Source organism: Brevundimonas sp., from assembly GCF_003248455.1.
Lineage (GTDB): Bacteria > Pseudomonadota > Alphaproteobacteria > Caulobacterales > Caulobacteraceae > Brevundimonas.
In genome coordinates this window covers 26,057-51,542 of sequence record NZ_QFNM01000016.1, presented here as the reverse complement: position 1 = coordinate 51,542, position 25,486 = coordinate 26,057, and the positions used below count along the sequence as shown (strand labels likewise).

Below are 25,486 nucleotides of genomic sequence, written 5' to 3'. Positions count from 1 at the left end.
CTGGCTCGGCGGCCTGGCCCTGGTGGCCGTCGGCGCCGCCGGACTGATCGGCGGGTCGGGGTTCGCCGTCCTGACCGGGGCGGAGGGCGACCGGGCCACGGTCGCCGGTGTGGCGGCGGGCATGGGCCTGGCCTTCATGCTGCTGGGCGGGCTGATGGCCTGGTGGGGGCGGCCCGGTCGGCCCGTCGACGTCGCCGCCAGTCGCGACGGCTCCCGCCGCGAAAAGCTGCAACGCGAGCGGACGCGACAGCTGGTGCTGTTCCCGCTGGTGCTGCTGATGTTCATGGCCCAGGCGCAGGGCGGAATGCAGCGGGTGTTGGGCGGGGATGATAATGTCGGGGCCTATGTGCAGATCCTGCTGCCGGTCCTCTACGGCTGGCTGATCCCGGTCCTGGTCATGGGGTGGGACCTGCACGCGCGGCGCAACCGCCGCCTGCTGGAGGACGAACTGACCCAGGTCATGCGGGCGAAGTCGATGATACTGGCGTTCGTGGTGCTGATGGCGGGCGTGACGGCCGCCCTGGGGCTGGGGCTGTGGCGCGCCGACTACGGGGTGATGGCGCTGCCCTATGTGCTGGCCCTGGGCGGAGCCTCGGCGGGCCTGCGCTTCGCCTGGCTGGACCGGGAGGCCGGCCGCGATGGGTGATCCCCGACTGGGCTCGCGTCTGAAGGAGATCCGCACCGCCGCCGGCCTGACGCAGCAGGGATTGGCCGACAAGGCCGGGGTGTCGCGCAAGACGATCAATACGGTCGAGAACGGTGTCTTCATTCCATCGACCCTGCTTGCCCTGGACCTGGCGCGGGCGCTGGAGACGACGGTGGAGGCGCTGTTCTTCCTGAAGGACTGAGACGCAATCCATGTCCGAAAACCGCGAGACATCGCGGGGCTGGCGGGGCATCCTCGGCCGCATGGATATGGTTCTGGATCAGGACGCCTGCTGGCGGGCGGTGACGGCCAGGGACGCCCGGTTCGACGGGCGTTTCTTCACCGGCGTCGTCTCGACCGGCATCTACTGCCGCCCGGTCTGCCCGGCGCGCACGCCCAAGCGGGAGAATGTGGTCTTTCACCGCACGGCGGCGGCGGCAGAGGCGGCGGGTCTCAGGGCGTGTCTGCGCTGCCGGCCCGAGACGGCGCCCGATTTCGCCGGCTGGCGCGGCGAGGCCCCGCGCGGGGGCGCATGGCGGGGCACCGCCAACACCGTCAGCCGCGCCCTGGCCCTGATCGAGGCGGGGGCGCTGGACACGGCGGACACCGAGGCGCTGGCCGCACGCTTGGGCCTGGGGGAACGCCAGTTGCGCCGCCTGTTCCGCCAGCATCTGGGCGCCGCCCCCGTCAGCGTGGCCCAGACCCGGCGCGTGCTGCTGGCCAAGCAGTTGATCCACGAGACCGATCTGGCGATGGCCGATGTCGCCCTGGCGGCGGGGTTCGGCAGCGTGCGGCGCTTCAACGAGACCTTCCTGGCCCTGTACGGCCGACCGCCGTCGGACCTGCGTCGACGCAGGGGCGAGGCCGAGGCGGGCGGGACGATCCGGCTGGGGCTGGCCTATCGTCCGCCCTACGACTGGCCGGCGATGATGCAAGCCCTGGCCGCGCGAGACGTGGACGATGAAAAGGTCGTCGACGGCGTCTGGACCCGGCGTCTGCGCGCCGGGATCGACGGGACCGAAGGGGCGGTGAGGGTCCGACCCGGCGCGCCCGGCCGCGTGGCGGTCGAGGTGCGGATGGGGGTGTTGAAGGCCCTGCCCGGCGTCCTGGCCCGCGTGCGGCGGGTGTTCGACCTGGCCGCCGACCCGGAGGCCATCGCCCGCGACCTGTCGGCCGATCCGGCCCTGAGGGCGGCCCTGGCGGCCTGGCCCGGTCTGAGACCGCCCGGCGACTGGATCGACAGCCATGAGACGGCCCCCAGCGACCGTCTGCCCTCAGGCGATGCGACGACGACGGCGCGGGCTGAGCGGTGGCGCCCCTGGCGGGCCTATGGCGCGCTTTACTGGACCAGGACGAAGGAGCAGTACGATGGCCAGACCGCCTGAGGCCCCGCCGATGCGGCTGACGCTGGACCGGATCGGCTCGCCGGTGGGGGAGATGCTGATCGCCACCGACGCGGACGGCGTGGTGCGGGCGCTGGACTTTCACGACTATGAGGCGCGTCTGCGCCGGCTGCTGATCCGCCACTACGGCGCGGTCGATCTGACGGAGGGGCGGGCGCCCGAAGCGGTGCGCGACGCCGTGGCGGCCTGGTTCGCGGGCGATCTGGGCGCATTGGACGGCCTGCCTGTGAAGACCGGCGGCACGCCGTTTCAGCGCGCGGTGTGGAAGGCCCTGCGCGATATTCCGGCGGGTGAGACCCGCACCTATGGCCAGTTGGCGACGGCGATCGGCGCGCCCCGGGCCGTGCGGGCGGTGGGTCTGGCCAACGGGGCCAATCCCGTGGGCGTGATCGTTCCCTGCCACCGGGTGATCGGCGCAAACGGGACGCTGACAGGCTATGCCGGCGGGCTGGAGCGCAAGCGCTGGCTGCTGGCGCACGAGGCGGCCGGCCGGCGGCTCTGACGCTCGGGCGCGGTTCGTCGCGCGACATCGTGGAGGGGGGGCTGCGCCAGGCAACGGCCTGGGCCTCGGTTCGTTACCCTGAGCCGAAAGAGACTGGAGAACCGACGATGAAACTTTCCAATGGCGCGCTGGTGGCGGTGGTGGACGGCGAGAAGCTGGCCCTGTTCAAGAACACGAACGCCTCCGACATCGCCCTGATCCCGCTGGAGACTCCGCCCGTCGCCGACCGCGTTTCCGGCTCGGCGGGCCGCCGGTCGAACGAGGCCAATCCCGACAACGACACCCAGGCCGAGGACGGCTTCGCCATGGGCGTCGCCGAGGTGCTGAACAAATGGTCGGTCACGAACAAGATCGAAGAACTGCTGGTCATCGCCGCGCCCAAGACTCTGGGGGAGCTGCGCAAACACTGGCACAAGGATCTGCAGGGCAAGCTGGTCGGAGAGATCGCCAAGGACCTGACCGGCCATTCCAGCGACCAGATCGCCGCCGCCATCGACAAGGCCTGATTGCGGGCGTTGGTCAGCCAGGGAGCGCCGTCGGCGCTCCCTTTTTTCGGCCTGGCCCTGTCTTTCGCCGTCAGGCGCCGTCCAGAAACAGGCGGCAGGCGGGATTGTCGGTCTCCTCGACATAGGGGTAGCCCAACTCCGCCAGGGCGGCGGCGAAGCGGTCATGGTCCTGGGGCGGAACGCTGATCCCGGCCAGGACCCGGCCGACGTCGTCGCCGTGGTTGCGATAGTGGAACAGGGTCAGGGCCCAGGCCGGCTGGAGGCTGTTCAGAAAGCGCAGGAAGGCGCCGGGGCGTTCGGGGAACTGGAAGCGCAGGATGCGCTCGTGCGGCAGGCCCACGGTGCGGCCGCCGACCATGTAGCGGACGTGCAGCTTGGCCGTTTCATTGTCGCTCATGTCCTCGACGGCGTAGCCGCCGCCGCGGAGCGTTTCGATCAGGTCGTCGCGTTCGTGCGGGCCGTCGCGCAGGGCCACGCCGACGAAGATCTGGGCGTCGCCGTCGCCGGACCAGCGATAGTTGAACTCGGTCACCGAACGGCCGTCGAGGGTGTTCAGGAAGCGGCGATAGTCGTCGCGGTCGTCCCTCATCGCCACGGCCAGCAGGGCCTCGGCGCCCTCGCCGATCTCGGCCCGTTCGGCGACGTGGCGCAGCCGGTCGAAGTTGACGTTGGCGCCCGAGTTGATCGCGACGAGGGCGCCGGTTCCGGGATGGGCGGCCGACCACGCCTTCAACCCCGCCAGGGCCACGGCGCCGGACGGTTCGGCGATGGCGCGGCTGTCGTCGAAGATGTCCTTGATGGCGGCGCAGATGGCGTCGGTGTCGACCAGGACGATCTCGTCCAGCAGGGTCTTGCACAGGTCGAAGGTCATCTCGCCCGCGCGCCGCACCGCCACCCCGTCGGCGAACAGGCCGACCTCGTTCAGGGTGACGACCTGTCCGGCGTCGATGGCCGATTTCATCGTCGGGGCGTCGACGGGTTCGACCCCGATGACCTGGGTTTCCGGGCGCAGGAATTTGATTATGGCGGCGACGCCGGCCGCCAGGCCCCCGCCGCCGATGGGGACGAAGACAGCCTCGATCGGATCGGCGTGCTGGCGGGCGATCTCCAGCCCGACGGTGCCCTGGCCGGCGATCACCTCGGGGTCGTCGAACGGGTGGATGAAGGCGGCGCCGGTCTGGCGTTCCAAGTCGCGGGCGTGGGCGTAGGCGGCGTCGAAACTGTCGCCGTGCAGCACCACCTGACCCCCCAGGGCGCGCACGGCCGCGACCTTGATGCCGGGGGTGGTGGTCGGCATGACGATGACGGCCCGGGCGTTCCGGCGGGCGGCGGCCAGGGCCACCCCTTGCGCATGATTGCCGGCCGAGGCGCAGATGACGCCCTTCGACAGTTCGGTCTCGGACAGGCCGGCGATCTTGTTGTAGGCGCCGCGAATCTTGAACGAGAAGACCGGTTGCAGGTCCTCGCGCTTCAGCAGGACGGGCCGTTCGAGCCGCGCCGACAGCCGCCGCAGCGGGTCCAGCGGGGTCTCCTCCGCCACATCATAGACGCGGGCGGTGAGGATGCGGCGGATGGTGTCCTGCATGGAAATGTCGAGAAGAGCGGGATTTTGGGAAATGAAGGAGCCGTTCGTGTAGGCGAGCGGCGCGGACCGCGAAAGGTTCTTGCGCAAATCGGCGTGTCTGGCGAGGTGGGTTTCACACGCCGGCAGCGAAAAACACCGTCTGAATAGTGTGAATAGTCCGAAATCGACGGCGGACAGGGCGGCGGTCGCGGTCCCAAAGGGCTGCGGCTGACGGTCTGCGTGACACGCCGGATGACGAAGAAGATGAGCTTGCGACCGGATCGACCGCCTCCCGAAAACACCCCGGCAGCATCGCACAGTTTGGGAGGGCGGTAGGTAGAACGGCGGGCGCGGTCGATATGTCGTTGATGATTCGGCGACTTCTCGCGAGAAATAGGATGGCGGCGTCGCGCGCCCTGGCGTTCCGCCGAGCGATCTGTTCCATGCTCTCGCTTGGATCAGGCTCTGGCCGACGGAACAATCCTCTTGCGCCCGTCCCCCATCGGCCTACATTGTCTCTGCTTATGCTAACTTTGAGCATAAGGGTCTTGGAGAGTAGGTCATGGCCGACGGCGCCTTTGGTCTGACGAAGGAACTGGAGCGGGAGACCGCCGGCGTGTGGGCCAAGGTCAAGGACCATGTCACCCCGCTGGAATGGCCCGAACAGGCGCGGCTGATCAGCGAGATCAACCGGCTGAAGCGCGAGCGCGACGCCGTGATCCTGGCCCACAACTATATGACGCCCGAGATCTTCCACGGGGTCGGCGACTATGTCGGCGACAGCCTGGGCCTGGCCAAGGAGGCCGCGCGGTCGGACGCCAAGGTGATCGTCCAGGCGGGCGTCCACTTCATGGCCGAGACGTCCAAGATCCTGAGCCCCGAAAAGACGGTGCTGATCCCCGATCTGCGCGCGGGCTGTTCGCTGGCGTCCTCGATCACCGGCGCCGACGTGCGGCTGATCAAGCAGCGCTATCCCGGCCTGCCGGTCATCACCTATGTCAACACCACCGCCGAGGTGAAGGCCGAGACCGACATCTGCTGCACGTCGGCCAACGCCGTCCAGGTGGTGGAATGGGCGGCCAGGGAATGGGGCGTCGACCGGGTCATCCTGATCCCCGACGAGTTCCTGGCGCGCAATGTCGCGGCCCAGACGTCGGTGGGGATCATCGCCTGGAAGGGCCATTGCGAGGTGCACAAGCGGTTCACCGCCCAGGACATCGCCGACATGCGCGACGCCTGGCCGGACGCCGAGGTGCTGGCCCACCCCGAATGCCCGGAAGAGATTCTGGCGGCCTCGGACTTCGCCGGATCGACGGCGGCCATGACCGACTATGTCGAACAGCGCAGGCCCAAGCGGGTGGTGCTGATCACCGAATGTTCGATGGCCTCCAACATCAAGGGCGACGTGCCCGGCGTGGAGTTCGTCGGCCCCTGCAACCTGTGTCCGCACATGAAGCGGATCACCCTGCAGAACATTCACGACTGCCTGGTCAATATGCAGTTCGAGGTGACTGTGCCGGAAGAGATGATCGAACGCGGGCGCCTGGCCGTGCAGCGGATGATCGACCTGCCGCCGCCCGCCGTCCCGGCCCGCTACGACATCGTCAAGGCGCGCCATCACGTCGATGTGGAGCTGATCTGAGGCGCGGCGTTCGGTCCTGTCGCCAGGACCGGGCGCGACGCCCATCTGAACGCCATGAGCGATATCGACACCACGCCCCGCAAGCCCGGCCCATGGGACATCCAGCCCCAGGGGCCGCGCCCGCCCGCCGCCGCCGCGCCCGCCGTCGAACAGCCGGTCGACAAGGATCAGAGCCTGGTCTGGGTCTTGGCCTCCACCGCCCTGATGGGCGGCTTTCTGTGGTGGATCACCGGCAGCGCCATCGTCGCGGGGGCGGTGCTGATCGGCCTGTTCGTGCACGAGGCGGGCCACGCCCTGGCCATGAACCGGCTCGGGATGGGGCCGGCGCGCATCTACATCATTCCGTTCCTGGGCGGTCTGGCCAAGGCGCGGCGCGAGCCCAAGAGCGAATGGCATGGGGTTCTGGTGTCCCTGGCCGGGCCGGCGTTCGGTCTCTTGGCCATGATCCCCTTCATGGGCGTGGGCCTGGTTCTGGGTCAGTCCGAATGGCTGGCCGGCGCCTTCTTCATCGCCCTGCTCAATCTGGTGAACCTGGTTCCCGCCCCGCCGCTGGACGGGTCAAAGGCCCTGGGGCCGGTGCTGACGCGGGTCCACCCCCGACTGGAACAGGTCGTGCTGCTGGTCATCGGCGTGGCCGTGGTCTGGTGGGGGCTGTCGACGGGCCGGTTCATTCTGGCCGCCTTCCTGGCCCTGTCGGTCTTCGCCCATCTGAAGCGCGGCGTCTGGCGCGCGGCCTGGGGCACGCTGAGCTGGCCCGAGGCGGGACGCAGCCTGGTCCTGTATCTGCTGACGCTGGCCCTGTGCGCGGCGGCGGCGGTCGGCGCCCTGCTGCCCATGACCGAAGGCGACCCGGCCGGGGCGGTGCGTCTGGGTCTGAGCTATCTGGGGGTCGGACGATGAACCGGCTGCGACACGACGGCCCGCTGATCGTCGGCGCGGGCCTGGCGGGCCTGTCGGCGGCGCTGGAAGCCGCGCGGGCCGGGGCGCAGGTGCTGGTCGTCACGCCCGAGCCGCTGCTGAACGCCTGCTCCTCGGCCTGGGCGCAAGGGGGGATGGCGGCGGCCCTGACGGCCGTCGATTCCGCCGAGCTTCACGCCCGCGACACCGAGGCGGCCGGCGCAGGCCTGGTCCAGCCGGACGTGGCCCGGACCCTGACCGGCGTGGGACGCCAGACCGTCGAATGGCTGGCGGCCCTGGGCGCGCCGTTCGACCGCGACGCGGACGGCGGTTTCGTCGTCAGCCTGGAGGCCGCCCATTCCACCCCGCGCGTGGCCAGGGTCGGCGGCGACGGCGCGGGCCGCGCCATATTGTCGGCCGTGGTCGCGGCGGTGCGGGCCGAAAAACGCATCCAGGTCTGGGACGACGCCCGCCTGAAGGCCCTGGCCCAGGACGCCGACGGCCGCGTGGTCGGGGCGGTGATCGCGCGCGGGCCGCACGCCAAGCGGATCGAGATCGCGGCGACGGCGGTCGTTCTGGCCACCGGCGGGGCGGGCGGTCTGTTCGCCGCCACCACGACGCCGTCGGCCCTGAAGGGCGAGGGAATGGCCCTGGCCGCCCTGGCGGGCGCGGACCTCCTGGACCCCGAGTTCGTGCAGTTCCATCCGACGGCGATAGACGTCGGTCTGGACCCCGCCCCCCTGGCCACCGAGGCTCTGCGCGGCGAGGGGGCGCGGCTGGTCGACGGCCAGGGGCGGTTCCTGCTGGGGGCTGAGGACGATGCGGACCTCAAGCCGCGCGACGTGGTGGCGCGCGCCGTCCATGCGGCGCGGATGGGCGGACGCGGGGCCTATCTGGACGCCCGCGCCGCCATCGGGGACGAGTTTCCCCACGCCTTTCCCGCCGTCTTCGCCGCCTGCATGCGCGCCGGCCTGGACCCGCGCCAAAGCCCTATCCCCGTCATGGCCGCCTGCCACTATTACATGGGCGGAATCGCCGCCGACGCCGACGGACGGACAAGCGTCCCCGGCCTCTACGCCGTGGGGGAATGCGCCGCGACCGGGGTGCACGGCGCCAATCGGCTGGCGTCCAACTCCCTGCTCGAAGCCTGCGCCTTCGGACGGCGCGCCGGCCAGGCGGCGGCCGGAGAGATCGGCGGAGGGCGGTCCCTGCCCGCCCAGGGCGCGCCCGACCTGCCCGAACCGGCGATGGCCGAACTTCGCGCGGCCATGACCGCCCACGCCGGGGTGGTGCGGACGGCCGAGGGACTGGCGGCCTTGATCGCCCTGATCGACCGGCTGCAGGCCGAGTACGGCCCGGCGGCGCCGCTGCTGGCCGCGCGCCTGATCGCCCAGGCGGCGCTGGACCGGCGGGAGAGCCGGGGCGGCCACTACCGCGCCGACTATCCGCAAACGGCTGCTCGGGCCGAGCACACGCGGGTCCGGCTGGCCCGCCCGGCGGCGATGGAGGCGGCGGAATGAGGCGACTGCCCGACATCCTGGTCGAGCCGGTCGTGCGCCTGGCCCTGGCCGAGGACCTGGGCCGGGCGGGGGACGTCACCGCCATGGCCTGCATCCCCGAGGATGCGCGGATGACGGCGGCCTTCGTCGCGCGCAAGGCCGGGGTGCTGGCGGGGATCGAGGCCATACGGCTGTCGGTGCTGGCCCTGGACCCGCAGGCCCAGGTCGATCTGCGCCTGAACGACGGCGAGGCCCTGGCCCCCGGCGCGGTGCTGGCGGTGGTCGAGGCGAACGCCCGAGCCTTCCTGTCGGCCGAACGGACGGCGCTGAACCTGGTCGGGCGGCTGTCGGGGGTGGCGACCCTGACGCGGGCCTATGTCGAGGCCGTGGCCGGAACCGGCGCGCGCATCGCCGATACGCGCAAGACCACGCCCGGCCTGCGCGCGCTGGAGAAACACGCCGTGGCCTGCGGCGGAGGGATGAACCACCGCTTCGGCCTGGACGACGCCATACTGATCAAGGACAACCACGTCGCCGTCTGCGGCGGCGTCGCCCAGGCGGTGCGCCGGGCGCGGGCCTTCGCGCCGCATCTGATGAAGGTCGAGGTCGAGGTCGACGGCCTCGACCAGCTGGACGCCGTCCTGGCCCTGATCGACGAGGGCGCGGCGCCGGACGTGATCATGCTGGACAACTTCAGCCTGGCCGATCTTCGCACGGCGGTCGGGCGCGTCGGCGGCCGGATCGTGCTGGAGGCGTCGGGCGGGGTCGATCTGACCACGGTGCGCGCCGTCGCCGAGACGGGGGTCGACGTCATCTCGGTGGGCGGCCTGACCCATTCGGCGCCCAATCTGGACATCGGTCTGGACGCGCTTTGAACCGCCGTCCCCGCCGGTCAGGCGGGGGTGGCTGCGGCTTCCGCGACCTCGGCCTTGGCGGCGGCTTCGGCTGGACGTGCAGGGCGGGCGGCCGGCGCGCTCGCCGCCCGGGTCGTCGTCGGGGCAGGCGCGGCCGCGGGGCGCGGCTGCGACGCCGGGGCGCGGGCGGTCGTCGGGTTCAGGCCTTCCTGGGCCAGGACCAGCGAATAGGCCACGGCCTGGCCCGCCTGGCGGGCGGTCTCCACCGGGTTCAGGCCGGCCTGGACCAGGCGCGGCCGTTGAGCCTCGACCGAAGGTCGGGCGGCGTAGGTGAAGGCGTTCGCGCTCCCCGTACGGCCGCCGAAACGATAGAACAGATGGCTGCCGACCTGGCTGACCTGCACCAGGGACGACCGCCAGCCTGGCGCGACGCTGGTGGTGTGGAAATGGGTGGCGGAGCCGACGCGGGCGAAGACCGAACCGGACAGGGCGCCGGAGGCGACGGCGCGGGCGCGGTTCCAGGCCGAGGCGTTGACGCGGCCGCGCATCACGCCGGAACAGGTAAAGGAGAACTGGCATCCGCTGCTGCGCGCGGCGCCTTGGAACACCACGCCGCAGATGGTCTTGGGGAAGGCGGGGTGGCGGACCCGGTTCAGGACCACCTGGGCCACGGCCTTCATGCCGTCGGCGCCTTCGCCGCGCGCCTCGTAATAGACGGCCTGGGTCAGGCAATCCAGGTCGCGGCTGGCGTCCAGCGCATGGTCCATGCGGAAGGGGCGGGCTGGGTCAGGCGCCGTCAGGCTGGCGCGACGAAGATTGGAACCGTTCGACGCGCGAAGCTGTTCGAGACGGGCGGCCAGCAGTTCGGACTGGCGGTCGCGCTGGGCGGAGCCGGCGCTGGTGTAGGGATCGTGCCGACGCGCGATGGTCAGGGCGCTGGCGTCCAGACCGCCGGCGGCGGCGGCCAGGGCTTCTTCGGTGAAGCCGGCGGCGGTGGCGCCCTGGATGCGTTCGGCCTGGGCGCGCAGCGTCGTCGCGCGCGCAGCCACGCCGCCCACATAGGCGCATCCGATCGCCAGACCCACCAGACCTCCGAACGCCGCGGCTGCCGTCATGGGCTTCATCCTGGCCACACGATCGGCGCGCAGCAGTGCGCGCGTCTGCGGGAAATGCGACAACGACATAGTCCTGTTCAGCAGGGCGAGAAACGCGGCCCCCGGGGGTAGTCCTGCCGGCCGGGCGACGCTGACGGTCGCTTTCCAGCCTGCAAAATCCGGCGCTCGGCTCACTGGCCCGGGCGTCGAGGACGGGCCTATAGCCAGCCTTTTATGGCGGCAATGTGGTCGATTCGCAATCTTGCGGTTAAGCGACAGAAGCGATTATGTATTTTTCAGCAGCCGCCGAGGATGTGGCGGAAACCGGGCGTCGAGGCCGCAATCGAACGCATCTTTACTGTATTGGGTTACATGAAGACTTGAAGTCCAGTAGGCGTTTTTGATGTCGACGACTAAAAACGATCGGCCTGTCGGTTGTGAAATGTGACAGAGCGCGTAATTCGCGACTTGAGGTCAGGATTCGGAACCGCGATGCAGCGAGCGGCGTTGAAGCGTGGCCTTTGGAGAAAAGCCTCATGAAGATCGCCATCACCGCCGCCGCCGTCCTGGGAACCCTGGCCCTGGCCGCCTGCGGAACCACTATCGAACAGAAGGCCGCCAGCGGCGCGGTCGCGGGCGCCGTGGTGGGCGGCCCTGTCGGCGCCGCCGTGGGCGGCGCGGCCGGCACGGCCGTCGGCCACTCGCAAAAGCCCAACTAGGGCCGCCGCCCAGCGATCCGTCCGACGGCGGCCCTTGCCGTCGGACGGATCGCGCCTATCTGGTGTGGTGGTCGGGCCGCCGCGCCCGACCAAACGTCGCCCGCGGTCGATTTCATCGCGGCGAACCTTGATTTCCGCCCGCATATCGGCTTTGTGCGCCCCGCTTCTGGCCGCGCCTTTCTTCGCCGCCAGATCCCCGACGGCCGCCCCTGGCCGCTCACAAGGAACCCTGACGCTTTCGCATGAAAGATCTGAAGACCGGATTCTCCGACCGCATTACCGCCCAGCAGGAAGCCAAGAAGGCCCTGCTCGCCAAATTCAAGCCCAAGGCCGCCGCGCCCGACCCCGAATTCGACAGGCTGGCCGAGAAGCGGGCCGCCGAAAAGGAAGCCCTGCGCCAGCAGCACGAATTGGCCAAGGCCGAACTTCGTCGCGAGAAGGCCGAGAAGGAAGCCGCCCGGCTGGCCGCCGAAATGGCCGCCCAGGAAGAGATCGACGCCTCCAAGCGCGCGGACCGCAAGGCCCGCAAGCAACTGACCAAGGAAGAACAGAAGGCCAAGCGCGACGCCCGCTACGCCGCGCGCAAGGCGCGCAGATAGGCGCCGTCCCCGGCTTTCGACAGATGAACGCGCCGCAGGCCCTGCGGCGCGTTTTTCTTTGCGCCGATCAGGCGGCCGGCGCGGTCTTCAACTGTTCCAGCAGATCGCGCAGCTGTTCGGAGGAATAGGGCTTGCGCAGCAGCGGCCACGGAATGTCGGCCAGCACCTCGTCCACGTCTTCGCCGACATAGCCCGACATCAGGGCGATCCGCAGTTCGGGCCAGGCCCGGGCCGCCGCGCGCGCCAGATCCACCCCGCTCATGCCGCCTGGCATGACCACGTCGGTCAACATGATGTCGAACGCCGCCCCGGCCAGCAGGCGCAGGGCCTCCTGGCCGTTCTCGGCCAGTTCCGCCTCCAGCCCCAGCTCCTTGAGAATCTCCAACGCCACCGCCGCAACGCCCGGATCGTCCTCGACCAGCAGCACCCGCCCGCCCTCGATCCGGCGGGCGTCGGCCTTGACGGCGCCGGCGCCGTCGGAACCGACGTCGTCGGGCGACAGCGGGGGCAGATACAGGCGGATTTCGGCGCCCTGTCCCGGCGCCGAGACGATCTGGACCCCGCCGCCCGACTGGCGCGCGAAGCCATAGACCTGGCTCAGCCCCAGGCCGGTGCCCTTGCCGACGCCCTTGGTGGTGAAGAAGGGTTCGAACACCCGATCCAGAATTTCGGGCGACATGCCCTGGCCGTTGTCGATCACGGCGACGCAGACGTAGCGGCCGGGCGCCAGTTCGGCGACCTCGCCGGCCGCGACCTCGACCTCTTGCGTCTGGACCGTGATGCGCGCGCCGCCCCGTCCCTTGGGACCCGTCACGTCGCCCAGGGCGTCGCGGGCGTTGACGATCAGGTTCAGCAGGGCCGCTTCGAACTGGGCGGGGTCGACATTGGCGCGTGCGCCGCCGCGCTTCAGCCGGACCTTGAAGTCGACCGTCTCGCCGACCGCGCGGCGCCACAGCGGCTCGCCCTCGCGGATCAGGGCGTTCAGGTCGATCGGCTCGGGCCTCAGCGCCTGACGACGCGAGAAGGCCAGCAGCTGGTGGGTCAGGCTCTCGCCCCGGCGCGCGGCGGCCAGGGCGGCCTCGCCCAGCTTCCTGCGCTTGGCCGGATCGTCGCTGCGCAGGATCATGTCCAGGGCGCCGATCACCACGGTCAGCAGATTGTTGAAGTCGTGCGCCACCCCGCCGGTCAGCCGACCGACCGCCTCCATCCGCTGGGCGTGCATCAGCTGGGCCTCGGCCTGGGCCTTTTCGATCAGGGCTTCGTCGACCCGTTCCTCCAGCAGTTCGTTGATCCGCTTCAGGTCGTCCTCGGCGCGCTTGGCGTCCGTCACGTCCAGACAGGCCCCGACATAGCCCTGGAACACGCCCGAGGCGTCGAAGCGCGGCACGCCCTCGGTCCGCAGCCAGCGCGAACCCAGGGAGGGGTGTTCGATCCGGGTCAGCGCCTCGAAACGGTCGCGCGCGCCGAATGCGCGCATGAAGGCGGCCGAGAAGACCCCCTCGTCGTCGGGGTGCACCAGGCCGCGCCAGCTGTCGGGCAGGTGGGCTTCGCCCGTCACGCCGAAGAAGGTGCGATAGCGGCGATTGGCGAAGGTCAGCTGGGCCGCGTCGTCGCTCATCCAGATCAGGGCCGGGGCGCTGTCGGCGACGGTGCGGAAGCGGTTCTCGGATTCCTCCAGCTTGGCCTGGGCCACGCGCATCTCGGTCACGTCGAAGGCCACGCCGACGAAGCCGGCCACGTCCGACCCGCTGAGGCGCGGGCGGGAGAAGGACTTCAGCCAGCGCCACTGGCCGTCGTGCCGCCGATAGCGCGCCTCCAGCGAGAAGGGCTCGTTGGACGCCTCTCCGGCGACGGACTCCGCCAGGATGCGCGCCTGGTCGTCGGGATGGACCATCGCCAGCCAGTCCAGGTCGCGCGCCGTCTCGTAGTCGGCGCCATGGAACTCGACATAGGCCTGGTTGACGAAGCTGCGGCCGCCGTCCTGGCGCGTCACCCAGATCAGGACCGGGGCCGTATCGGCGATGGCGCGGAAGCGCTGTTCGCTTTCGCGGGTCTCGTTCTCGGCGCGCGCGCGTTCGATCTCGGCCCAGGTGCGGGCCGCGACCTCCTCGACCAGGCTGGCTTCGGCCTCGGTCCAGACGCGGGGACGAGAGGCGTGGACATAGAGAAAGGCGCGCAACCGCCCGCCGCGGATCAACGGCGCCCGAATCAGGGCGCGGGTCTGGATGGCCTCGAAGGCGTCGGAGACGGCGGCCGTGCGGGGGTCGTCGCGCACGTCCTCGATCTGAATGGTGCGGCCGTCGGCCAGGTCCGCGATCAGACCCTCTCCGAAGGCGTGCAGATCGAACCGCCCCTGGGCGCTGGCCACCCCGGAGGTCCAGTCGTGGGTCATGGACACCATTCCCGCGGCCTGGTCGATTTCGCCATAGCCGACCCGGTCGGCCTCCAGCAGGCGGCCCAGCGCGCCCTCGACCTCGGCCATGATGGCGATCGGATCGGTCAGGTCGCGCAGCCGGTCGCTGAGGTCCAGCAGGAAGGCGTGACGGCGTTCGGCCCTGGCCGAGGCCTCCAGCGCCTCATGGGTGTCGGTCACGTCGAAGGAAATGCCGGTGTGGCCCAGGAACCGGCCCTGGCCGTCGAAACGCGGCTGGACCATCGCCCGCATCCAGCGCCAGCCGCCATCCGAACTCTGGACGCGGGCCTCGAACGCATAGGGGGCGCGGTCCCTCGACGCCGCGGCCTCCATGGCGTCCACGCGCGCGACGTCGTCCGGGTGGATGGCGCTTCGCCAGCCGTCGCCGGACAGGGACGTATGATCGAGTCCATGCAGGTTCACGACGGCGGCGTTGGCGAATTCGAACGCGCCCTGCGCATCGCGCAGCCAGATGGGGCAGGGGGTGGTGTCGGCCAGGTGGCGGAACCGGGTCTCGCTCTCGCTGACGCGCAAAAGCGCCCCGCGCAGCGCTGCGCTGACCGCGGCCGTAAACAGGCCCACGATCACGAAGTTGACGGTGGCCACCCCGCCGATGGCGCTCAGAACCCCGTCCTCGCCTGTGGTGGTCAGGCCCAGGATCGCCCAGCCCCCGCCCATGCAGACCGCCAGCGCCGCCAGCGCCGCCGTCCAGCCCCCCGCCAGCGCCGCCAGGCTGACCGCCGGCAGCAGGATGGAAAAGCCCGTCACCTCGCCATAAACGGCCGACAATGCGGCTCGCCCGATCAGCGCGGCGACGGCGAAGCCCGCGCCGACAGCCAGGCGGCCGATCACCGACGGCGTCGACAGCCGGGTCAGTCCGACCAGCCATCGGTCGATCGTCGCCATACGCCCCGACGACGCCTTTTCGCCCATCTTCTTCCGCATCCCAAGATACGCCCGACCATGCGAACGGCCGACAGCTTTACACCGTGGATCGCGCGCGGCCACCCCATCTTGCGCGCCGCGGCGGACGCGCCCCCGTATCGCTGATCGTCAGATCGCCGGAAAATGGTCCAGGTTTGCGGCTAGGAGCGCGAACCCCTGGCGGTCGGCGGCGTTGTCGAACGCGCTTTGGACTTTGAATGACACTGTCGTCCTGGAAGACCCTGTGGAAGACGCTGCGGCGTTCGGCGGCGGCCCTGCCGGCGGCGGGCGCGGTGCTGGGCGTCGCCATGGCCGCAGGATCCAGCGTGCGCCCCGATGCGGACCGCACGGCCGAGGCGGTGTCGCGCGTCACCGGCGGCGACCTGGGCGTCCAGGGCCTGGCCGCGATCAAGGCGCGCCTGACCCCCGCCCAGCTGGCCGAGGCCCTGCGCCACGATCCCAGTTTGCGGCAACCGGCCCTCTACGGGCTGACGCCCGGCTGGGAAAGCCTGACCCTGGCCGGCAAGCCGGGCCTGGAGCCGGGCAAGAGCGGGCTCGAGGCCCAGCGCCTGAACGCGGTTCTGTCGCCGGCTTTCGGCGTGGTGCGCCCCGCCCAGCCCTTCGTCTTCAAGGGCAGCGCCGAGGATCGCCGCCGCGCTCTGCGCTGCCTGACCCAGGCCGTCTATTTCGAAGCGGCGCTGGAGCCGGACAGCGGCCAGGCGGGCGTGGCTCAGGTGGTGCTGAACCGCGTGCGCGATCCCAACTACGCCAACACCGTCTGCGGCGTGGTGTTCGAGGGGGCGGAGCGGACCACCGGCTGCCAGTTCAGCTTCACCTGCGACGGCTCCCTGGCCCAAGCCCCGGTCCCCTGGGCGTGGGAGCGCGCGCGCCGCGTGGCGGAAAAGGCGTTGGACGGCGCCGTGGCCCAGGAGGTCGGCGCCGCCACCCACTATCACGCCGACTATGTGCGCCCCTGGTGGGCCCCCACGGTGGCCAAGGTCACTCAGATCGGCGCGCACATCTTCTATCGCTGGAAGGGCGTCTATGGCGAGACCGCCGCCCTCAGGAACGTCTACAAGGGCCGCGAGCCGCTGATCGACGAGGCGCGCTTCTCGCGGCCGCGGGCCTTGACGGCGGCTGGAGCCGCGACGGGCGGCCCCGATCCCGACGCGCCCGCGACGCCGGCCAAGGACGCCGCTCTCCGCACCGTCGAGATCGACGGCAGGCAACGCGTCGTCGGCGTGGCCAGTCTGGGCGGACGGCGTCTGCCGACGCGCGAAGAGGTCGCCGCCATCAACGCCCGCCTGACCGTCGATCCGGCCAAGCCCGCGCCGCAGGCCGCCCCGCAGGCGGCGCCGGCCGGGGTGACGACGATGGCGGTGGAGGAAGTCGGGCGCCCGGCCAATTGATTTCGCATTTGCAACGGCCTGGCGGGTCGGGGCATTGATGAAGCCGGGCCAGGCCCGACCGGAATCGACGAGGACGACTGTTGACCCGCCAAGACACCCACAGGCCCTCGTGGGACGAGAATGAGCGCCTCGAGGCGCTGCGAAGCTACGGGGTGCTGGATACCGAGCGGGAGGTCGCCTTCGACGATGTGGTGAACCTCATCGCCGAAATCTGTCAGGCGCCGATCGCCGTGGTGAATCTGATCGACGCGGACCGCCAGTGGTTCAAGGCCGAGAGGGGGCTGGGCGTGCGGGAGACGCCGCTGGCGACGTCCTTCTGCGCCAAGGCCCTGCTTGAACAGGACGGCATGGTCGTCCCGGACGCCGCCCAGGATCCGCGCTTCGCCTGCAATCCGCTCGTGACCGAGGCGCCGCACCTGCGCTTCTACGCCGGCCGCCTGCTGAAGAGCCCGCAAGGCTTGCCTCTCGGCACCCTGTGCGTCCTGGACGCCAAGCCGAGGCCGCAAGGGCTGACGCCTTTGCAGGAGATGGCGCTCACGACCCTGGCGGGACAGGTCACGAGCCAGCTGGAACTGCGCCGCGCCCTGCTGGAGCGGGATCGCAGCGAAAAGGCCGCCAGGCTGGCCATCGAGGCTTCGGCCTATGTCGGCGCCTGGGACTGGGACATCGCGGCGGATCGGGTCGTCGCCGACGAGCGGTTCGCGTGGATGTACGGGGTCGATCCCGCCGTCGCCCGCCAGGGCGCGCCGATCGACCTCTTCCGCGCCAGCGTCCATCCCGACGACGGCCCCCGCCTGACCCAGGACATCCAACGCGCGCTGGAAGGGGAGGGGGGCTTCGTCAGCGAATACCGGCTGGTCGTCGATGGGACGACGCGCTGGGTCCTGGCGCGCGGCCAGGCCGAATACGATCGGTCCGGCGCGGCGGTGCGTCTGCCCGGCGTCGCCGTGGACATCACCGAACGCAAGCAGATCGAGACCAACCTGGCCGAAACCGCCCGGGCGCTCAGCGAGAGCGAGACGCGGTTTCGCGTCCTGGCCGACGCCATGCCGCAGATGGTCTGGTCGACCCTGCCCGATGGGTTTCACGACTATTACAACGCCCGCTGGTACGAGTTCACAGGCGTTCCGGTCGGGTCCACCGACGGCGAGGGGTGGAACGACATCCTCCACCCCGACGACCAGCCGCGCGCCTGGGCGGCCTGGCGCCGTTCGCTGGAGACCGGAGAACCCTACGAGATCGAATACCGGCTGAAGCACCACGACGGCGGCTATCGCTGGGCCCTGGCGCGGGCGGTGGCCATTCGCGACGACGAGGGCCGGATCACCCGCTGGTTCGGCACCTGCACCGACATCGACGAGCTGAAGCGGCTGGAGCAGGGCCGCGAACTGGTCAGCCAGGAACTGAGCCACCGCATCAAGAACATCTTCGCCGTGATCACGGCCCTGGTGGCGCTGTCGGCGCGGCAGCATCCCGAGGCCAAGGGCTTTTCCGCCTCCCTGCGCACCCGCATCGCCGCCCTGGCCCGCGCGCACGAGTTCGTGCGCCCCCATACCGAGACCTCCAAGACCACGGTCGGCGACACCACCCTGCATTCCTTCCTGGCGGACCTGTTCAAGGCCTATGCGGACGACACGGGCGAGCCGCGCGTGCTGATCAGCGGCGACGACGCCGTGTTCGACGACCAGGCGGCGACCTCCGTCGCCCTGCTGTTCCACGAGTTGGCGACCAACGCCGCCAAATACGGCTCGCTCTCGGAAAAGGCGGGAATCGTCTTCCTGAGCACGGCGCGGCAGGCGGATCGCTTCCTCCTGACGTGGACAGAACGCGGCGGCCCGGCGGTCCAGGGACCGCCCAGCCGTTCGGGTTTCGGCTCTTCGTTGGCGACCCTGTCGGTCGAAGGGCAGTTGGGCGGGAAATTGCATCGCGAATGGAACGCGGACGGGCTGAAGGTCATTGTCGATCTGCCGGATGCCGCCCTGTCGAGGCGCCGCGCGGCGATAATGGCGGCTAATTAGCCTTTCGTTGAAACTCCGAGCCGTTTATCGCGTTATGTCCGCTTCCGAGCACAAGCCTGATTAATGATCGCGCGTATCCTCATCATCGAAGACGAAGCCTTGGTGGCGATGGAGCTTCGATTCATCCTGGAAGACCTGGGGCACCAGGTGGTGGGCGTGGCCGCGACCGCGCGGGCCGCGCGCGATCTGGTGCGCGAGAACGACGTCGATCTGGCTCTGGTCGACATCCACCTGTCCGACGGGCCCACCGGCATCGCCCTGGGTCGCGAGTTGGGCCAGGATATGGGCGTCAGCGTCCTGTTCATGACGGCCAACCCCGGCATGGTGCGCGAAGGCGTCGCCGGCGCCATCGGCGCCCTGTCCAAGCCGACCGACGAACAGGCGGTCGAGACGGCCGTCGATTACGCCCTGCGCCGTCGCCACGGCCAGCCCGTGGAATACGCGCCCCCCGGGCTGCAACTGTTCGGCTGATCGCCGCCTCGGCGGTTGCGGTCGCCCCGATGCGGCCTATGTCCAGAGCTCCCCGAAAACGGAGCTTCTCATGAACACCCTCGCCAAACGTGCGCTCGGCCGCAGCGGACTGGATGTCTCGCCTCTGGTCTTCGGCGGCAACGTGTTCGGCTGGACGGCCGACAAGACCGCGTCGTTCGCCCTGCTGGACGGCTTCGTCGAAGCCGGGTTCGACGCCATCGACACCGCCGACGCCTATTCCCGCTGGGTCGAAGGCCATTCGGGCGGCGAGAGCGAAACCATCATCGGCGAATGGCTGAAGGCGCGGGGCGGCCGCGACGCCGTCAAGATCTTCACCAAGGTCGGCTCGGACATGGGCCAGGGCCATAACGACCTGTCGCCCGCCTGGATCGAAAAGGCGGTCGAGGACAGCCTGCGCCGGCTCCAGACCGACTATATCGACCTGTACCAGACCCACTGGCCCGATCCGAACACGCCGCAGGAGGAGACGCTGCGCGCCCTGGACCGGCTGGTGCAGGCCGGCAAGGTCCGCGCCATCGGCACGTCCAACCATTCCGCCGAACAGGTCGCGGAGGCCCTGGCCGTTTCGGAGCGCGAGGGCCTGGCCGCCTATGCGACGCTCCAACCCCACTACAACCTCTACAGCCGCGCGACGTTCGAAGGGCCGTTGCAAGATTTGGCGGTCGAGAAAGGTCTGGGCGTCATCACCTATTTCAGCCTGGAAAGCGGCTTCCTGACCGGCAAATACAAGACCGCCGACCAGATCGTCGGGACCAAGCGGGAAGGGATGCTGAAGGGCAAGTTCGACGAGCGCGGCGTGCGCATTCTGGCCGTGCTGGACGCCGTCGCCCAGAGAAACGAGGCCACGCCCGCCCAGGTCGCCCTGGCCTGGCTGCTGGCCCAGCCGGGCGTGACGGCGCCGATCGTCAGCGCCACGACCATCGAGCAGCTGGCCGATACGCTGAAGGCGGCGACGCTGGAGCTGTCGGCGGCGGATGTGGCGGAGCTGACGGAGGCGTCGGTTTACTGAGGCTTTGCGCCGCCCCCACCCGGTCGCAACGCGACCACCCTCCCCTGAAGGGGAGGGAGAGGCAAGCGGGTTCTACCAGACCCCGATCTTCTCCGCTTCGGCGTGGCTGATCGGGTGGCGGGCCTTGGCGTGGTCTTCCTCGGCGAGGAAGCGGGCGGCTTCCAGCGCGGCCATGCAGCCCATGCCGGCGGCGGTGACGGCCTGGCGATAGACGTCGTCGGTCACGTCGCCGGCCGCCCATACGCCCTCGATGGCGGTCGAGGCCGTGCCGGGTTTGACCTTCAGATAGCCGCCGGCGTTGGTCTCCAGCTGGCCCTTGAACAGTTCCGACGACGGGGCGTGGCCGATGGCGATGAAGACGCCGTCGGCGGGGATTTCGGTCGTGGAGCCGTCTTGGACGTTCTTCAGCCGGACGCCGGAGACGTTCCGGGCCATGCCGTCCGTCACGCCGACGATCTCCTCCACCGCCACGTTCCAGATCACCTCGACCTTGGGATGGGCGAACAGGCGGTCCTGCAGAATCTTCTCGGCGCGGAACTCGTCGCGGCGGTGGACGACCGTGACCTTGGAGGCGAAGTTGGTCAGGAACAGCGCCTCCTCCACGGCGGTGTTGCCGCCGCCGACCACCACGACCTGTTTGCCGCGATAGAAGAAGCCGTCGCAGGTGGCGCAGGCCGAGACGCCGAAGCCCTGATAGGCGGCCTCGCTCTCCAGCCCCAGCCACTTGGCCTGGGCGCCGGTGGAGATGATGACCGTCTCGGCCAGGATCTCCTCCCCGCCGTCCAGCTTCAGCCGGAACGGGCGTTGCGACAGGTCGGCGGAGACGACGATGTCGTGGATGACTTCGGTCCCGACGTGCAGGGCCTGGGCCTGCATCTGCTCCATCAGCCACGGACCCTGGATGGTGTCGGCGAAGCCGGGATAGTTCTCGACGTCGGTGGTGATGGTCAGCTGGCCGCCGGGCTGGAGGCCGGCGATCACCACCGGGTTCAGGGACGCGCGGGCGGCGTAGATGGCGGCGGTCCAGCCGGCGGGGCCGGAACCGATGATGGCGACGCGGACGGTGCGAACTTGGGTCATGGCCCTATTTAGGCGGTGATTCCCGTTTGCGCGATGCCGGTCTCGTCCGAGGCCCAGGCCGATGGGATGACGAGCGGGGCGATCGAACCTATCGCGCCCGCATCGCCTCCAGCACGGCCTGGGCGGCGCGGTCGGTTTCGGCGAGCGGTTCGTAAGTCCAGGCGGCCAGCGTCCCATCGAACGGCCGGGCGGCGCCGCGCGACCGCAGGTCGTCGTGCAGCCGGGCGAACTTGCCGGCGGGCTTTAGCGGGATCATCGGCAGGACATGGACCGGCTTGCCGGTGGAGGCGGCCTCGGCGGCCATGTTGGCGCTGTCTTCCGTCACCAGGACATGGTCGGCGAAATGCAGGAAGGCGAACAGGGGGTTGTCGCCGGTCCCGTCCCAGATCCAGCCAGGGACCTTGGCCAGGCGCGCGGTCATCGCCGCCCTGGCCGCATCCGGCGTGCGGCGCGAGAAGGTCAGCATCAGAGAGCCGCCCGCCGTCCGCACGGCCGCCGCGATCCGGTCGGCCAGGTCGGCGGCGTGGGCGGGCGTCAGGTCGAAGGTCTTGGATTTTCCGCCCACCAGCACGGCGACGCGCGGATGGGGCAGGGGGGCGATCCGATCGGCGAAGGCGGGCGCGGCCTGGGCGATCCTGTCGGGCGTGATGCGGTGGGGCGAACCCGTGATCTCGAAGACATTGTCGCCGGACAGGCCGTCGTGGGCGGGGGCCACGATCATGTCGTAGCGCGCGTTGGCCCAGCGCGGATCCTGGGTCTGGACCACGAAGGTCCTACCGCCGCTCCAGCCCTTGATGCGGGTGGAAAGGGGCAGCGCAGCGCGGCCCGTCGCGATCCAAAGATCGGGCCAGGGGGCGTCGATGGCGTCCGAGGGGGCCAGCATGGCCCGCGTCTTCAGCGCGGAGGGCAGGCGGTCGAACGGCGCGCGCCAGCGGATGCGTCGGGTGGCGATCTCGGCCGGCGTCAGGCGCTGGACCGCCTCGGCCAGGCCCAGGGCCTGGTTCTCGATGCCCGCGCGGCCGTCGGAGACGACCCAGATGGAAAGGGGGGCGGGCATCTGTTCCGCCTCCCCCGCAGGGGGAGACGGAAGGTCTTGCGCCGAGCGGCTTATTTCCACTCGACCTTGAGGATTTCGTAGGCCTTGACGCCGCCGGGGGTGTTGACCTCGACCACGTCGCCGACCTCCTTGGAGATCATCGCGCGGGCGATGGGCGAGGCGATGGAGATCTTGCCCTTCTTCACATCGGCCTCGTGTTCGCCGACGATCTGATAGCGGGCCTCTTCCTCGGTGTCCTCGTCGACCACGGTGACGGTGGCGCCGAACTTGACCTGGTCGCCCGACAGTTTGGACACGTCGATCACCTGGGCGCGGCTGATCTTGTCCTCGATCTCGGCGATCTGGCCCTCGATCCAGCCCTGGCGTTCCTTGGCCGCGTGATATTCGGCGTTCTCGGACAGGTCGCCGTGTTCGCGGGCCTCGGAAATGGCCGCGATCACGCTGGGCCTTTCGACCGACTTCAATTGCTTCAGTTGATCGTCGAGGACGCGATAGCCCTCGGCCGTCATCGGCACTTTTTCCATTGTGTCGTGATTTTCTTGTTCGCCCGGAGACTGGAAAGACGCGGAGTAGGCACACAAAAGGCCGCGGGGCGGGCGCGGCCGGGCATCAAGACTAGGGGCGATCCGCCTTTAAATCAAGACCGTCACCCTGTTTCGGACCCGGTCAGGCGCGCGCGGGCGGTTCGGTCTTGGGATTGCGGCGCAGGACGCCCTTGATCAGGCTGTAGGCCAGCCAGCCGATCGCGGCCAGGCCGGTGAACATGAACAAGCCCGAAACCAGCGCGGCTCCTGCGGCCATGAAGGCCAGGACGAAGGCGACGGCGGCGGCGAGCCCGGCGATGATCTGAATGGTTTGAAGGCGCATGGTTCGTTAACGTCCGGCGCCGCGCCCGGTTGCGATCAGCCGATCACGTTCCGATCACGCATAGCTGTATTCGCCACCCCGTTGCAGGGCGCGCCGATAGGCGGGTCGGGCGTGAATCCGCTCCAGGAAGGCCTTGAGGCGCGGCTTGGTTTCTGCGTCGAAGGCGCGGTCGGCCCCCGCCTCGACCGGGAAGCTCATCATGATGTCGGCGGCGGTGAACTGGTCCCCCGCGAACCAGTCGGATCGGCCCAGCTCGGCCTCCCAGAAGTCGACATGGGCGCGCAGCTGCGGATCGACGAAACCGGCCAGGGCCTTGGCGGCCACGCCTTTGACCAGCGGCCTCATCAGCGCCGGGGCGCGACGGGGCAGCATGGTGAACACCAGCTTGAGCAGCAGCGGCGGCATGGCCGAGCCCTCCGCATAGTGCAGCCAATAGGTGAAGCGGCGGGCCTCCTCCGAACCCGGCGCCGGACGCAGCCGCCCCTGGCCATAGGTCTCCAAAAGATATTCGACCACGGCGCCGGTCTCGGCGACCGTGATCGCCCCATCCTCGATCACCGGCGACTTGCCCAGCGGGTGGATGGCGAGAAGTTCCGGCGGGGCCAGCCGGCTGCCGGGATTGCGTTCGTAACGGACGACGTCGTAGTCCAGCCCCAACTCCTCGAGCAGCCACAGGACGCGCTGGGAGCGGCTGTCGTTCAGGTGATGGACCTTGATCATGGCGATCTCCGCGTTTCGGCGCCCATCCTAACGCGGTTTCCGACTGACGTCAGGTCAGCCTTTCCGATCAGCGGGGCGCCCTGCCGCTCCAGCGCGTGCGGGGCTCGGGGCGGAGCTTCTGCTGGGCGCCCTGGCGGCGGTTGCGCCACACCTCGTAGGCCAGAGTGGCGAGGGCCAGCTTGCCGGCATGACGCCCGGCGACGCGACGGCCGCCCTTGGACAGCAGAAGGCCGCCGATGAGCGGGACGAGCTTGTGTCTGCGGATCATGATGTTTCTCCTTCGCAAACCTAACGCTGCAACCCGCCGCGCGTTCTAGACTGCGACGACATGGGCGATATCGTGGTCCGCTATTCGCGCGGCGGCGCCCAGTCGGAGTTTCGGAAGACCCCCAGATACTGGGCGTATCGACCCTGGGCGGCGCCGGGATCGAGGTCGAAGTTCTGACCGACCGAGGTTTGAACCTTCAGGAAGTCGGCGCCGGTCAAGGGCGAGCCGGGCGCGGCAGAGTCGAACAAGGTGATCCGTCCCGGCTCGGACGCGGCGCGCAGGGTGGAGGCGCCCCTCACCATGACGAAGGGGCCGTCGATGTTGAACTTGTCCAGGCGCATCCGCTGCACGCCCTCAGGCGTCGGCACGGGAATCTGCACCGCCGAGTCCAGCGACAGGACGACCAGGGTGGCCACGGCGTCGGCCGTCGGCAGGTCGGATTCCCGCACGCGCGCCGCGAAGGGCCGTGCGCCGTTCACCGGCCCCTGCATGGCGTGGAACATCCCCCACAGGCCATAGGCCGGCCGCCCGCCCAATTCGCCCGACCGGACAGCCTGGGCGTAGGTCTCGAAGATGACCGACTCGCGATCACGGCCCTGGGCCACCCGCTCCAGCACGCCCCGCAATCGCGGAACAGCCGGGCCGTCCAGGCCGTCGAGCGCGGCCAGGGCGGCGCGCGCCTTGTCGGCGTTCGAGGCGCTAGACAGATCGACGTCGCGTCCCTGGCTCGTCAGCCATTCGCCGACCAGGAGCCAGTCCTGAATGGCGTCGATGCCAATGAAGCGGATGCGGCGTTCGGCCGGCAGGGTCTGGTTGAGGGACCGGATGCGGCGCACCTTGTCCTCGAAGGCGGTGTTGCCCCATTGGGCGCCCGCCCGGGACCAGTGATCGAAGACCCGATCCAACGCGGCTGCGTCTCCGGTCTCCAGATAGTGGTTCAGTCGGTCCCCCTGGACGGGATCGACCTCGGCCACATAGTCGGTCAGGCCGATCCGGTCGTTCAGGTGGCGCAGCAGTTCGAAGTCCAGAATCTGGGGCGCGGCGACGCCGTGACTTTCGCCCAGCAGGATCAGTTTCGATCGGTAGAAGCGGTCGGGCAGGGCGAAGGTCAGGCCGCCCGAAACCGGGCCGTCGATCACCGTGTGCGCGCGCAGCCAGGCCGCCTTGGCCGGATCGACGGGATCGACCAGGGCCTCGGCCGGGAGGGGTTGGGGCGGCCCCATCTGGGCCAGGGCGGGCGATGAGCAGAGTGTCGCGAGCAGGACGGCGGCGAAGGACAGCGACTTGAGGCTCATGGCGATTCC

The 25,486-nt window shown here is 70.0% G+C and carries 25 protein-coding genes and 1 pseudogene; 16 read left to right on the top strand and 10 right to left on the bottom strand.

Annotation, left to right across the window (positions count from 1 at the left end):
* Positions 1 to 22: 22 nt before the first annotated feature.
* The 6 genes and pseudogenes from DI624_RS07900 to DI624_RS16115 all read left to right on the top strand — a co-directional run.
* Entirely contained in the window at positions 23 to 646 is a 624-nt protein-coding gene (locus tag DI624_RS07900) for a hypothetical protein (protein ID WP_291537240.1), read from the top strand.
* On the top strand, positions 639 to 848 hold the full coding sequence (locus DI624_RS07895; RefSeq protein WP_291537239.1) for a helix-turn-helix domain-containing protein: 210 nt from the start codon (positions 639 to 641) through the stop codon (positions 846 to 848). Before DI624_RS07900 ends, DI624_RS07895 begins: the two co-directional genes overlap by 8 nt.
* Positions 849 to 858: 10 nt before the next feature.
* On the top strand, positions 859 to 2,031 hold the full coding sequence (locus DI624_RS07890) for an Ada metal-binding domain-containing protein (RefSeq protein ID WP_291537238.1): 1,173 nt from the start codon (positions 859 to 861) through the stop codon (positions 2,029 to 2,031).
* Positions 2,015 to 2,551 carry a methylated-DNA--[protein]-cysteine S-methyltransferase gene (locus DI624_RS07885; protein WP_291537237.1) on the top strand — a complete coding sequence of 179 codons (537 nt, stop codon included), beginning with the start codon at positions 2,015 to 2,017 and terminating at the stop codon, positions 2,549 to 2,551. Before DI624_RS07890 ends, DI624_RS07885 begins: the two co-directional genes overlap by 17 nt.
* A 107-nt stretch (positions 2,552 to 2,658) precedes the next feature.
* Positions 2,659 to 3,057 (top strand): host attachment protein, encoded by a 399-nt coding sequence (locus DI624_RS07880; RefSeq protein WP_291537236.1) that lies wholly within the window; start codon positions 2,659 to 2,661, stop codon positions 3,055 to 3,057.
* Positions 3,058 to 3,111: pseudogene (locus DI624_RS16115) on the top strand (hypothetical protein); the annotation flags it as partial.
* Positions 3,112 to 3,127: 16 nt separating this feature from the next.
* Here DI624_RS16115 and ilvA read toward each other — a convergent pair.
* On the bottom strand, positions 3,128 to 4,642 hold the full coding sequence (ilvA, locus tag DI624_RS07875; RefSeq protein ID WP_291537235.1) for a threonine ammonia-lyase, biosynthetic: 1,515 nt from the start codon (positions 4,640 to 4,642) through the stop codon (positions 3,128 to 3,130).
* Positions 4,643 to 5,183: 541 nt separating this feature from the next.
* Between ilvA and nadA the strand changes: the two genes are divergently transcribed.
* The 4 genes from nadA to nadC are packed head-to-tail and all read left to right on the top strand — an operon-like array spanning position 5,184 to position 9,534.
* Positions 5,184 to 6,263 (top strand): quinolinate synthase NadA, encoded by a 1,080-nt coding sequence (nadA, locus tag DI624_RS07870; RefSeq protein ID WP_291537234.1) that lies wholly within the window; start codon positions 5,184 to 5,186, stop codon positions 6,261 to 6,263.
* A gap of 54 nt (positions 6,264 to 6,317) precedes the next feature.
* Positions 6,318 to 7,163, top strand: a complete 846-nt coding sequence (locus DI624_RS07865; protein WP_291537233.1) for a site-2 protease family protein — start codon at positions 6,318 to 6,320, stop codon at positions 7,161 to 7,163.
* Entirely contained in the window at positions 7,160 to 8,680 is a 1,521-nt protein-coding gene (locus DI624_RS07860) for an L-aspartate oxidase (protein WP_291537232.1), read from the top strand. The genes DI624_RS07865 and DI624_RS07860 overlap by 4 nt, the downstream gene beginning before the upstream one ends.
* Entirely contained in the window at positions 8,677 to 9,534 is an 858-nt protein-coding gene (nadC, locus tag DI624_RS07855; RefSeq protein WP_291537231.1) for a carboxylating nicotinate-nucleotide diphosphorylase, read from the top strand. The genes DI624_RS07860 and nadC overlap by 4 nt, the downstream gene beginning before the upstream one ends.
* 17 nt (positions 9,535 to 9,551) lie before the next feature.
* Here the strand turns inward: nadC and DI624_RS07850 are convergent, their stop codons facing one another.
* Complete coding sequence (locus DI624_RS07850) at positions 9,552 to 10,628, bottom strand: cell wall hydrolase (protein WP_291537230.1); 1,077 nt, start codon at positions 10,626 to 10,628, stop codon at positions 9,552 to 9,554.
* Between the two features lie 515 nt (positions 10,629 to 11,143).
* Between DI624_RS07850 and DI624_RS07845 the strand changes: the two genes are divergently transcribed.
* Together DI624_RS07845 and DI624_RS07840 are read left to right on the top strand one after the other, a co-directional pair.
* Positions 11,144 to 11,326, top strand: coding sequence for a hypothetical protein (locus DI624_RS07845; protein ID WP_291537229.1), 183 nt, complete (start codon positions 11,144 to 11,146; stop codon positions 11,324 to 11,326).
* Positions 11,327 to 11,568: 242 nt separating this feature from the next.
* Complete coding sequence (locus DI624_RS07840; protein WP_291537228.1) at positions 11,569 to 11,925, top strand: DUF6481 family protein; 357 nt, start codon at positions 11,569 to 11,571, stop codon at positions 11,923 to 11,925.
* Between the two features lie 67 nt (positions 11,926 to 11,992).
* Here DI624_RS07840 and DI624_RS07835 read toward each other — a convergent pair whose 3' ends face one another.
* Positions 11,993 to 15,244, bottom strand: a complete 3,252-nt coding sequence (locus DI624_RS07835) for a PAS domain S-box protein (RefSeq protein ID WP_291537227.1) — start codon at positions 15,242 to 15,244, stop codon at positions 11,993 to 11,995.
* Positions 15,245 to 15,480: 236 nt separating this feature from the next.
* Here DI624_RS07835 and DI624_RS07830 point away from each other — a divergent pair, with 236 nt between their 5' ends.
* From DI624_RS07830 to DI624_RS07815, 4 genes are all read left to right on the top strand, one after another.
* Positions 15,481 to 16,671, top strand: a complete 1,191-nt coding sequence (locus DI624_RS07830) for a cell wall hydrolase (RefSeq protein ID WP_291537226.1) — start codon at positions 15,481 to 15,483, stop codon at positions 16,669 to 16,671.
* 80 nt (positions 16,672 to 16,751) lie between these two features.
* A complete protein-coding gene (locus DI624_RS07825) occupies positions 16,752 to 18,689 on the top strand; it encodes a PAS domain-containing protein (RefSeq protein WP_291537225.1) in 1,938 nt (645 codons plus the stop codon).
* 63 nt (positions 18,690 to 18,752) lie between these two features.
* Entirely contained in the window at positions 18,753 to 19,160 is a 408-nt protein-coding gene (locus DI624_RS07820; protein WP_291537224.1) for a response regulator, read from the top strand.
* A gap of 70 nt (positions 19,161 to 19,230) precedes the next feature.
* A complete protein-coding gene (locus DI624_RS07815; RefSeq protein WP_291537223.1) occupies positions 19,231 to 20,190 on the top strand; it encodes an aldo/keto reductase in 960 nt (319 codons plus the stop codon).
* Between the two features lie 72 nt (positions 20,191 to 20,262).
* On the opposite strand, the gene trxB is transcribed toward DI624_RS07815, so the two are convergent.
* The 7 genes from trxB to DI624_RS07780 form a co-directional block, all read right to left on the bottom strand.
* Positions 20,263 to 21,270 carry a thioredoxin-disulfide reductase gene (gene trxB / locus DI624_RS07810; protein WP_291537222.1) on the bottom strand — a complete coding sequence of 336 codons (1,008 nt, stop codon included), beginning with the start codon at positions 21,268 to 21,270 and terminating at the stop codon, positions 20,263 to 20,265.
* A gap of 88 nt (positions 21,271 to 21,358) precedes the next feature.
* The gene (locus DI624_RS07805; protein ID WP_291537221.1) at positions 21,359 to 22,327 is read right to left on the bottom strand and encodes a mitochondrial fission ELM1 family protein; all 969 of its coding nucleotides are present in this window, start codon (positions 22,325 to 22,327) and stop codon (positions 21,359 to 21,361) included.
* 50 nt (positions 22,328 to 22,377) lie between these two features.
* On the bottom strand, positions 22,378 to 22,851 hold the full coding sequence (gene greA / locus DI624_RS07800; RefSeq protein WP_291537220.1) for a transcription elongation factor GreA: 474 nt from the start codon (positions 22,849 to 22,851) through the stop codon (positions 22,378 to 22,380).
* Positions 22,852 to 22,993: 142 nt separating this feature from the next.
* The gene (locus tag DI624_RS07795) at positions 22,994 to 23,194 is read right to left on the bottom strand and encodes a hypothetical protein (protein ID WP_291537219.1); all 201 of its coding nucleotides are present in this window, start codon (positions 23,192 to 23,194) and stop codon (positions 22,994 to 22,996) included.
* A gap of 54 nt (positions 23,195 to 23,248) precedes the next feature.
* The gene (locus DI624_RS07790; RefSeq protein WP_291537218.1) at positions 23,249 to 23,914 is read right to left on the bottom strand and encodes a glutathione S-transferase; all 666 of its coding nucleotides are present in this window, start codon (positions 23,912 to 23,914) and stop codon (positions 23,249 to 23,251) included.
* 67 nt (positions 23,915 to 23,981) lie between these two features.
* Positions 23,982 to 24,182: a cysteine protease gene (locus DI624_RS07785; protein WP_291537217.1), complete on the bottom strand. Its 201-nt coding sequence runs from the start codon at positions 24,180 to 24,182 to the stop codon at positions 23,982 to 23,984.
* Between the two features lie 80 nt (positions 24,183 to 24,262).
* Positions 24,263 to 25,477, bottom strand: coding sequence for a hypothetical protein (locus DI624_RS07780; RefSeq protein ID WP_291537216.1), 1,215 nt, complete (start codon positions 25,475 to 25,477; stop codon positions 24,263 to 24,265).
* Between the last annotated feature and the right edge of the window lie 9 nt (positions 25,478 to 25,486).

Coding starts and splice junctions, on each gene's coding strand:
- DI624_RS07780 (WP_291537216.1), bottom strand. CDS start 25,477: ATGAGCCTCAAGTCGCTGTCCTTCGCCGCCGTCCTGCTCGCGACACTC.
- DI624_RS07815 (WP_291537223.1), top strand. CDS start 19,231: ATGAACACCCTCGCCAAACGTGCGCTCGGCCGCAGCGGACTGGATGTC.
- DI624_RS07845 (WP_291537229.1), top strand. CDS start 11,144: ATGAAGATCGCCATCACCGCCGCCGCCGTCCTGGGAACCCTGGCCCTG.
- DI624_RS07790 (WP_291537218.1), bottom strand. CDS start 23,914: ATGATCAAGGTCCATCACCTGAACGACAGCCGCTCCCAGCGCGTCCTG.
- DI624_RS07830 (WP_291537226.1), top strand. CDS start 15,481: ATGACACTGTCGTCCTGGAAGACCCTGTGGAAGACGCTGCGGCGTTCG.
- DI624_RS07895 (WP_291537239.1), top strand. CDS start 639: ATGGGTGATCCCCGACTGGGCTCGCGTCTGAAGGAGATCCGCACCGCC.
- DI624_RS07865 (WP_291537233.1), top strand. CDS start 6,318: ATGAGCGATATCGACACCACGCCCCGCAAGCCCGGCCCATGGGACATC.
- DI624_RS07890 (WP_291537238.1), top strand. CDS start 859: ATGTCCGAAAACCGCGAGACATCGCGGGGCTGGCGGGGCATCCTCGGC.
- greA (WP_291537220.1), bottom strand. CDS start 22,851: ATGGAAAAAGTGCCGATGACGGCCGAGGGCTATCGCGTCCTCGACGAT.
- DI624_RS07850 (WP_291537230.1), bottom strand. CDS start 10,628: ATGACGGCAGCCGCGGCGTTCGGAGGTCTGGTGGGTCTGGCGATCGGA.
- DI624_RS07880 (WP_291537236.1), top strand. CDS start 2,659: ATGAAACTTTCCAATGGCGCGCTGGTGGCGGTGGTGGACGGCGAGAAG.
- trxB (WP_291537222.1), bottom strand. CDS start 21,270: ATGACCCAAGTTCGCACCGTCCGCGTCGCCATCATCGGTTCCGGCCCC.
- DI624_RS07795 (WP_291537219.1), bottom strand. CDS start 23,194: ATGCGCCTTCAAACCATTCAGATCATCGCCGGGCTCGCCGCCGCCGTC.
- ilvA (WP_291537235.1), bottom strand. CDS start 4,642: ATGCAGGACACCATCCGCCGCATCCTCACCGCCCGCGTCTATGATGTG.
- nadC (WP_291537231.1), top strand. CDS start 8,677: ATGAGGCGACTGCCCGACATCCTGGTCGAGCCGGTCGTGCGCCTGGCC.
- DI624_RS07840 (WP_291537228.1), top strand. CDS start 11,569: ATGAAAGATCTGAAGACCGGATTCTCCGACCGCATTACCGCCCAGCAG.
- nadA (WP_291537234.1), top strand. CDS start 5,184: ATGGCCGACGGCGCCTTTGGTCTGACGAAGGAACTGGAGCGGGAGACC.
- DI624_RS07835 (WP_291537227.1), bottom strand. CDS start 15,244: ATGGCGACGATCGACCGATGGCTGGTCGGACTGACCCGGCTGTCGACG.
- DI624_RS07860 (WP_291537232.1), top strand. CDS start 7,160: ATGAACCGGCTGCGACACGACGGCCCGCTGATCGTCGGCGCGGGCCTG.
- DI624_RS07820 (WP_291537224.1), top strand. CDS start 18,753: ATGATCGCGCGTATCCTCATCATCGAAGACGAAGCCTTGGTGGCGATG.
- DI624_RS07885 (WP_291537237.1), top strand. CDS start 2,015: ATGGCCAGACCGCCTGAGGCCCCGCCGATGCGGCTGACGCTGGACCGG.
- DI624_RS07785 (WP_291537217.1), bottom strand. CDS start 24,182: ATGATCCGCAGACACAAGCTCGTCCCGCTCATCGGCGGCCTTCTGCTG.
- DI624_RS07805 (WP_291537221.1), bottom strand. CDS start 22,327: ATGCCCGCCCCCCTTTCCATCTGGGTCGTCTCCGACGGCCGCGCGGGC.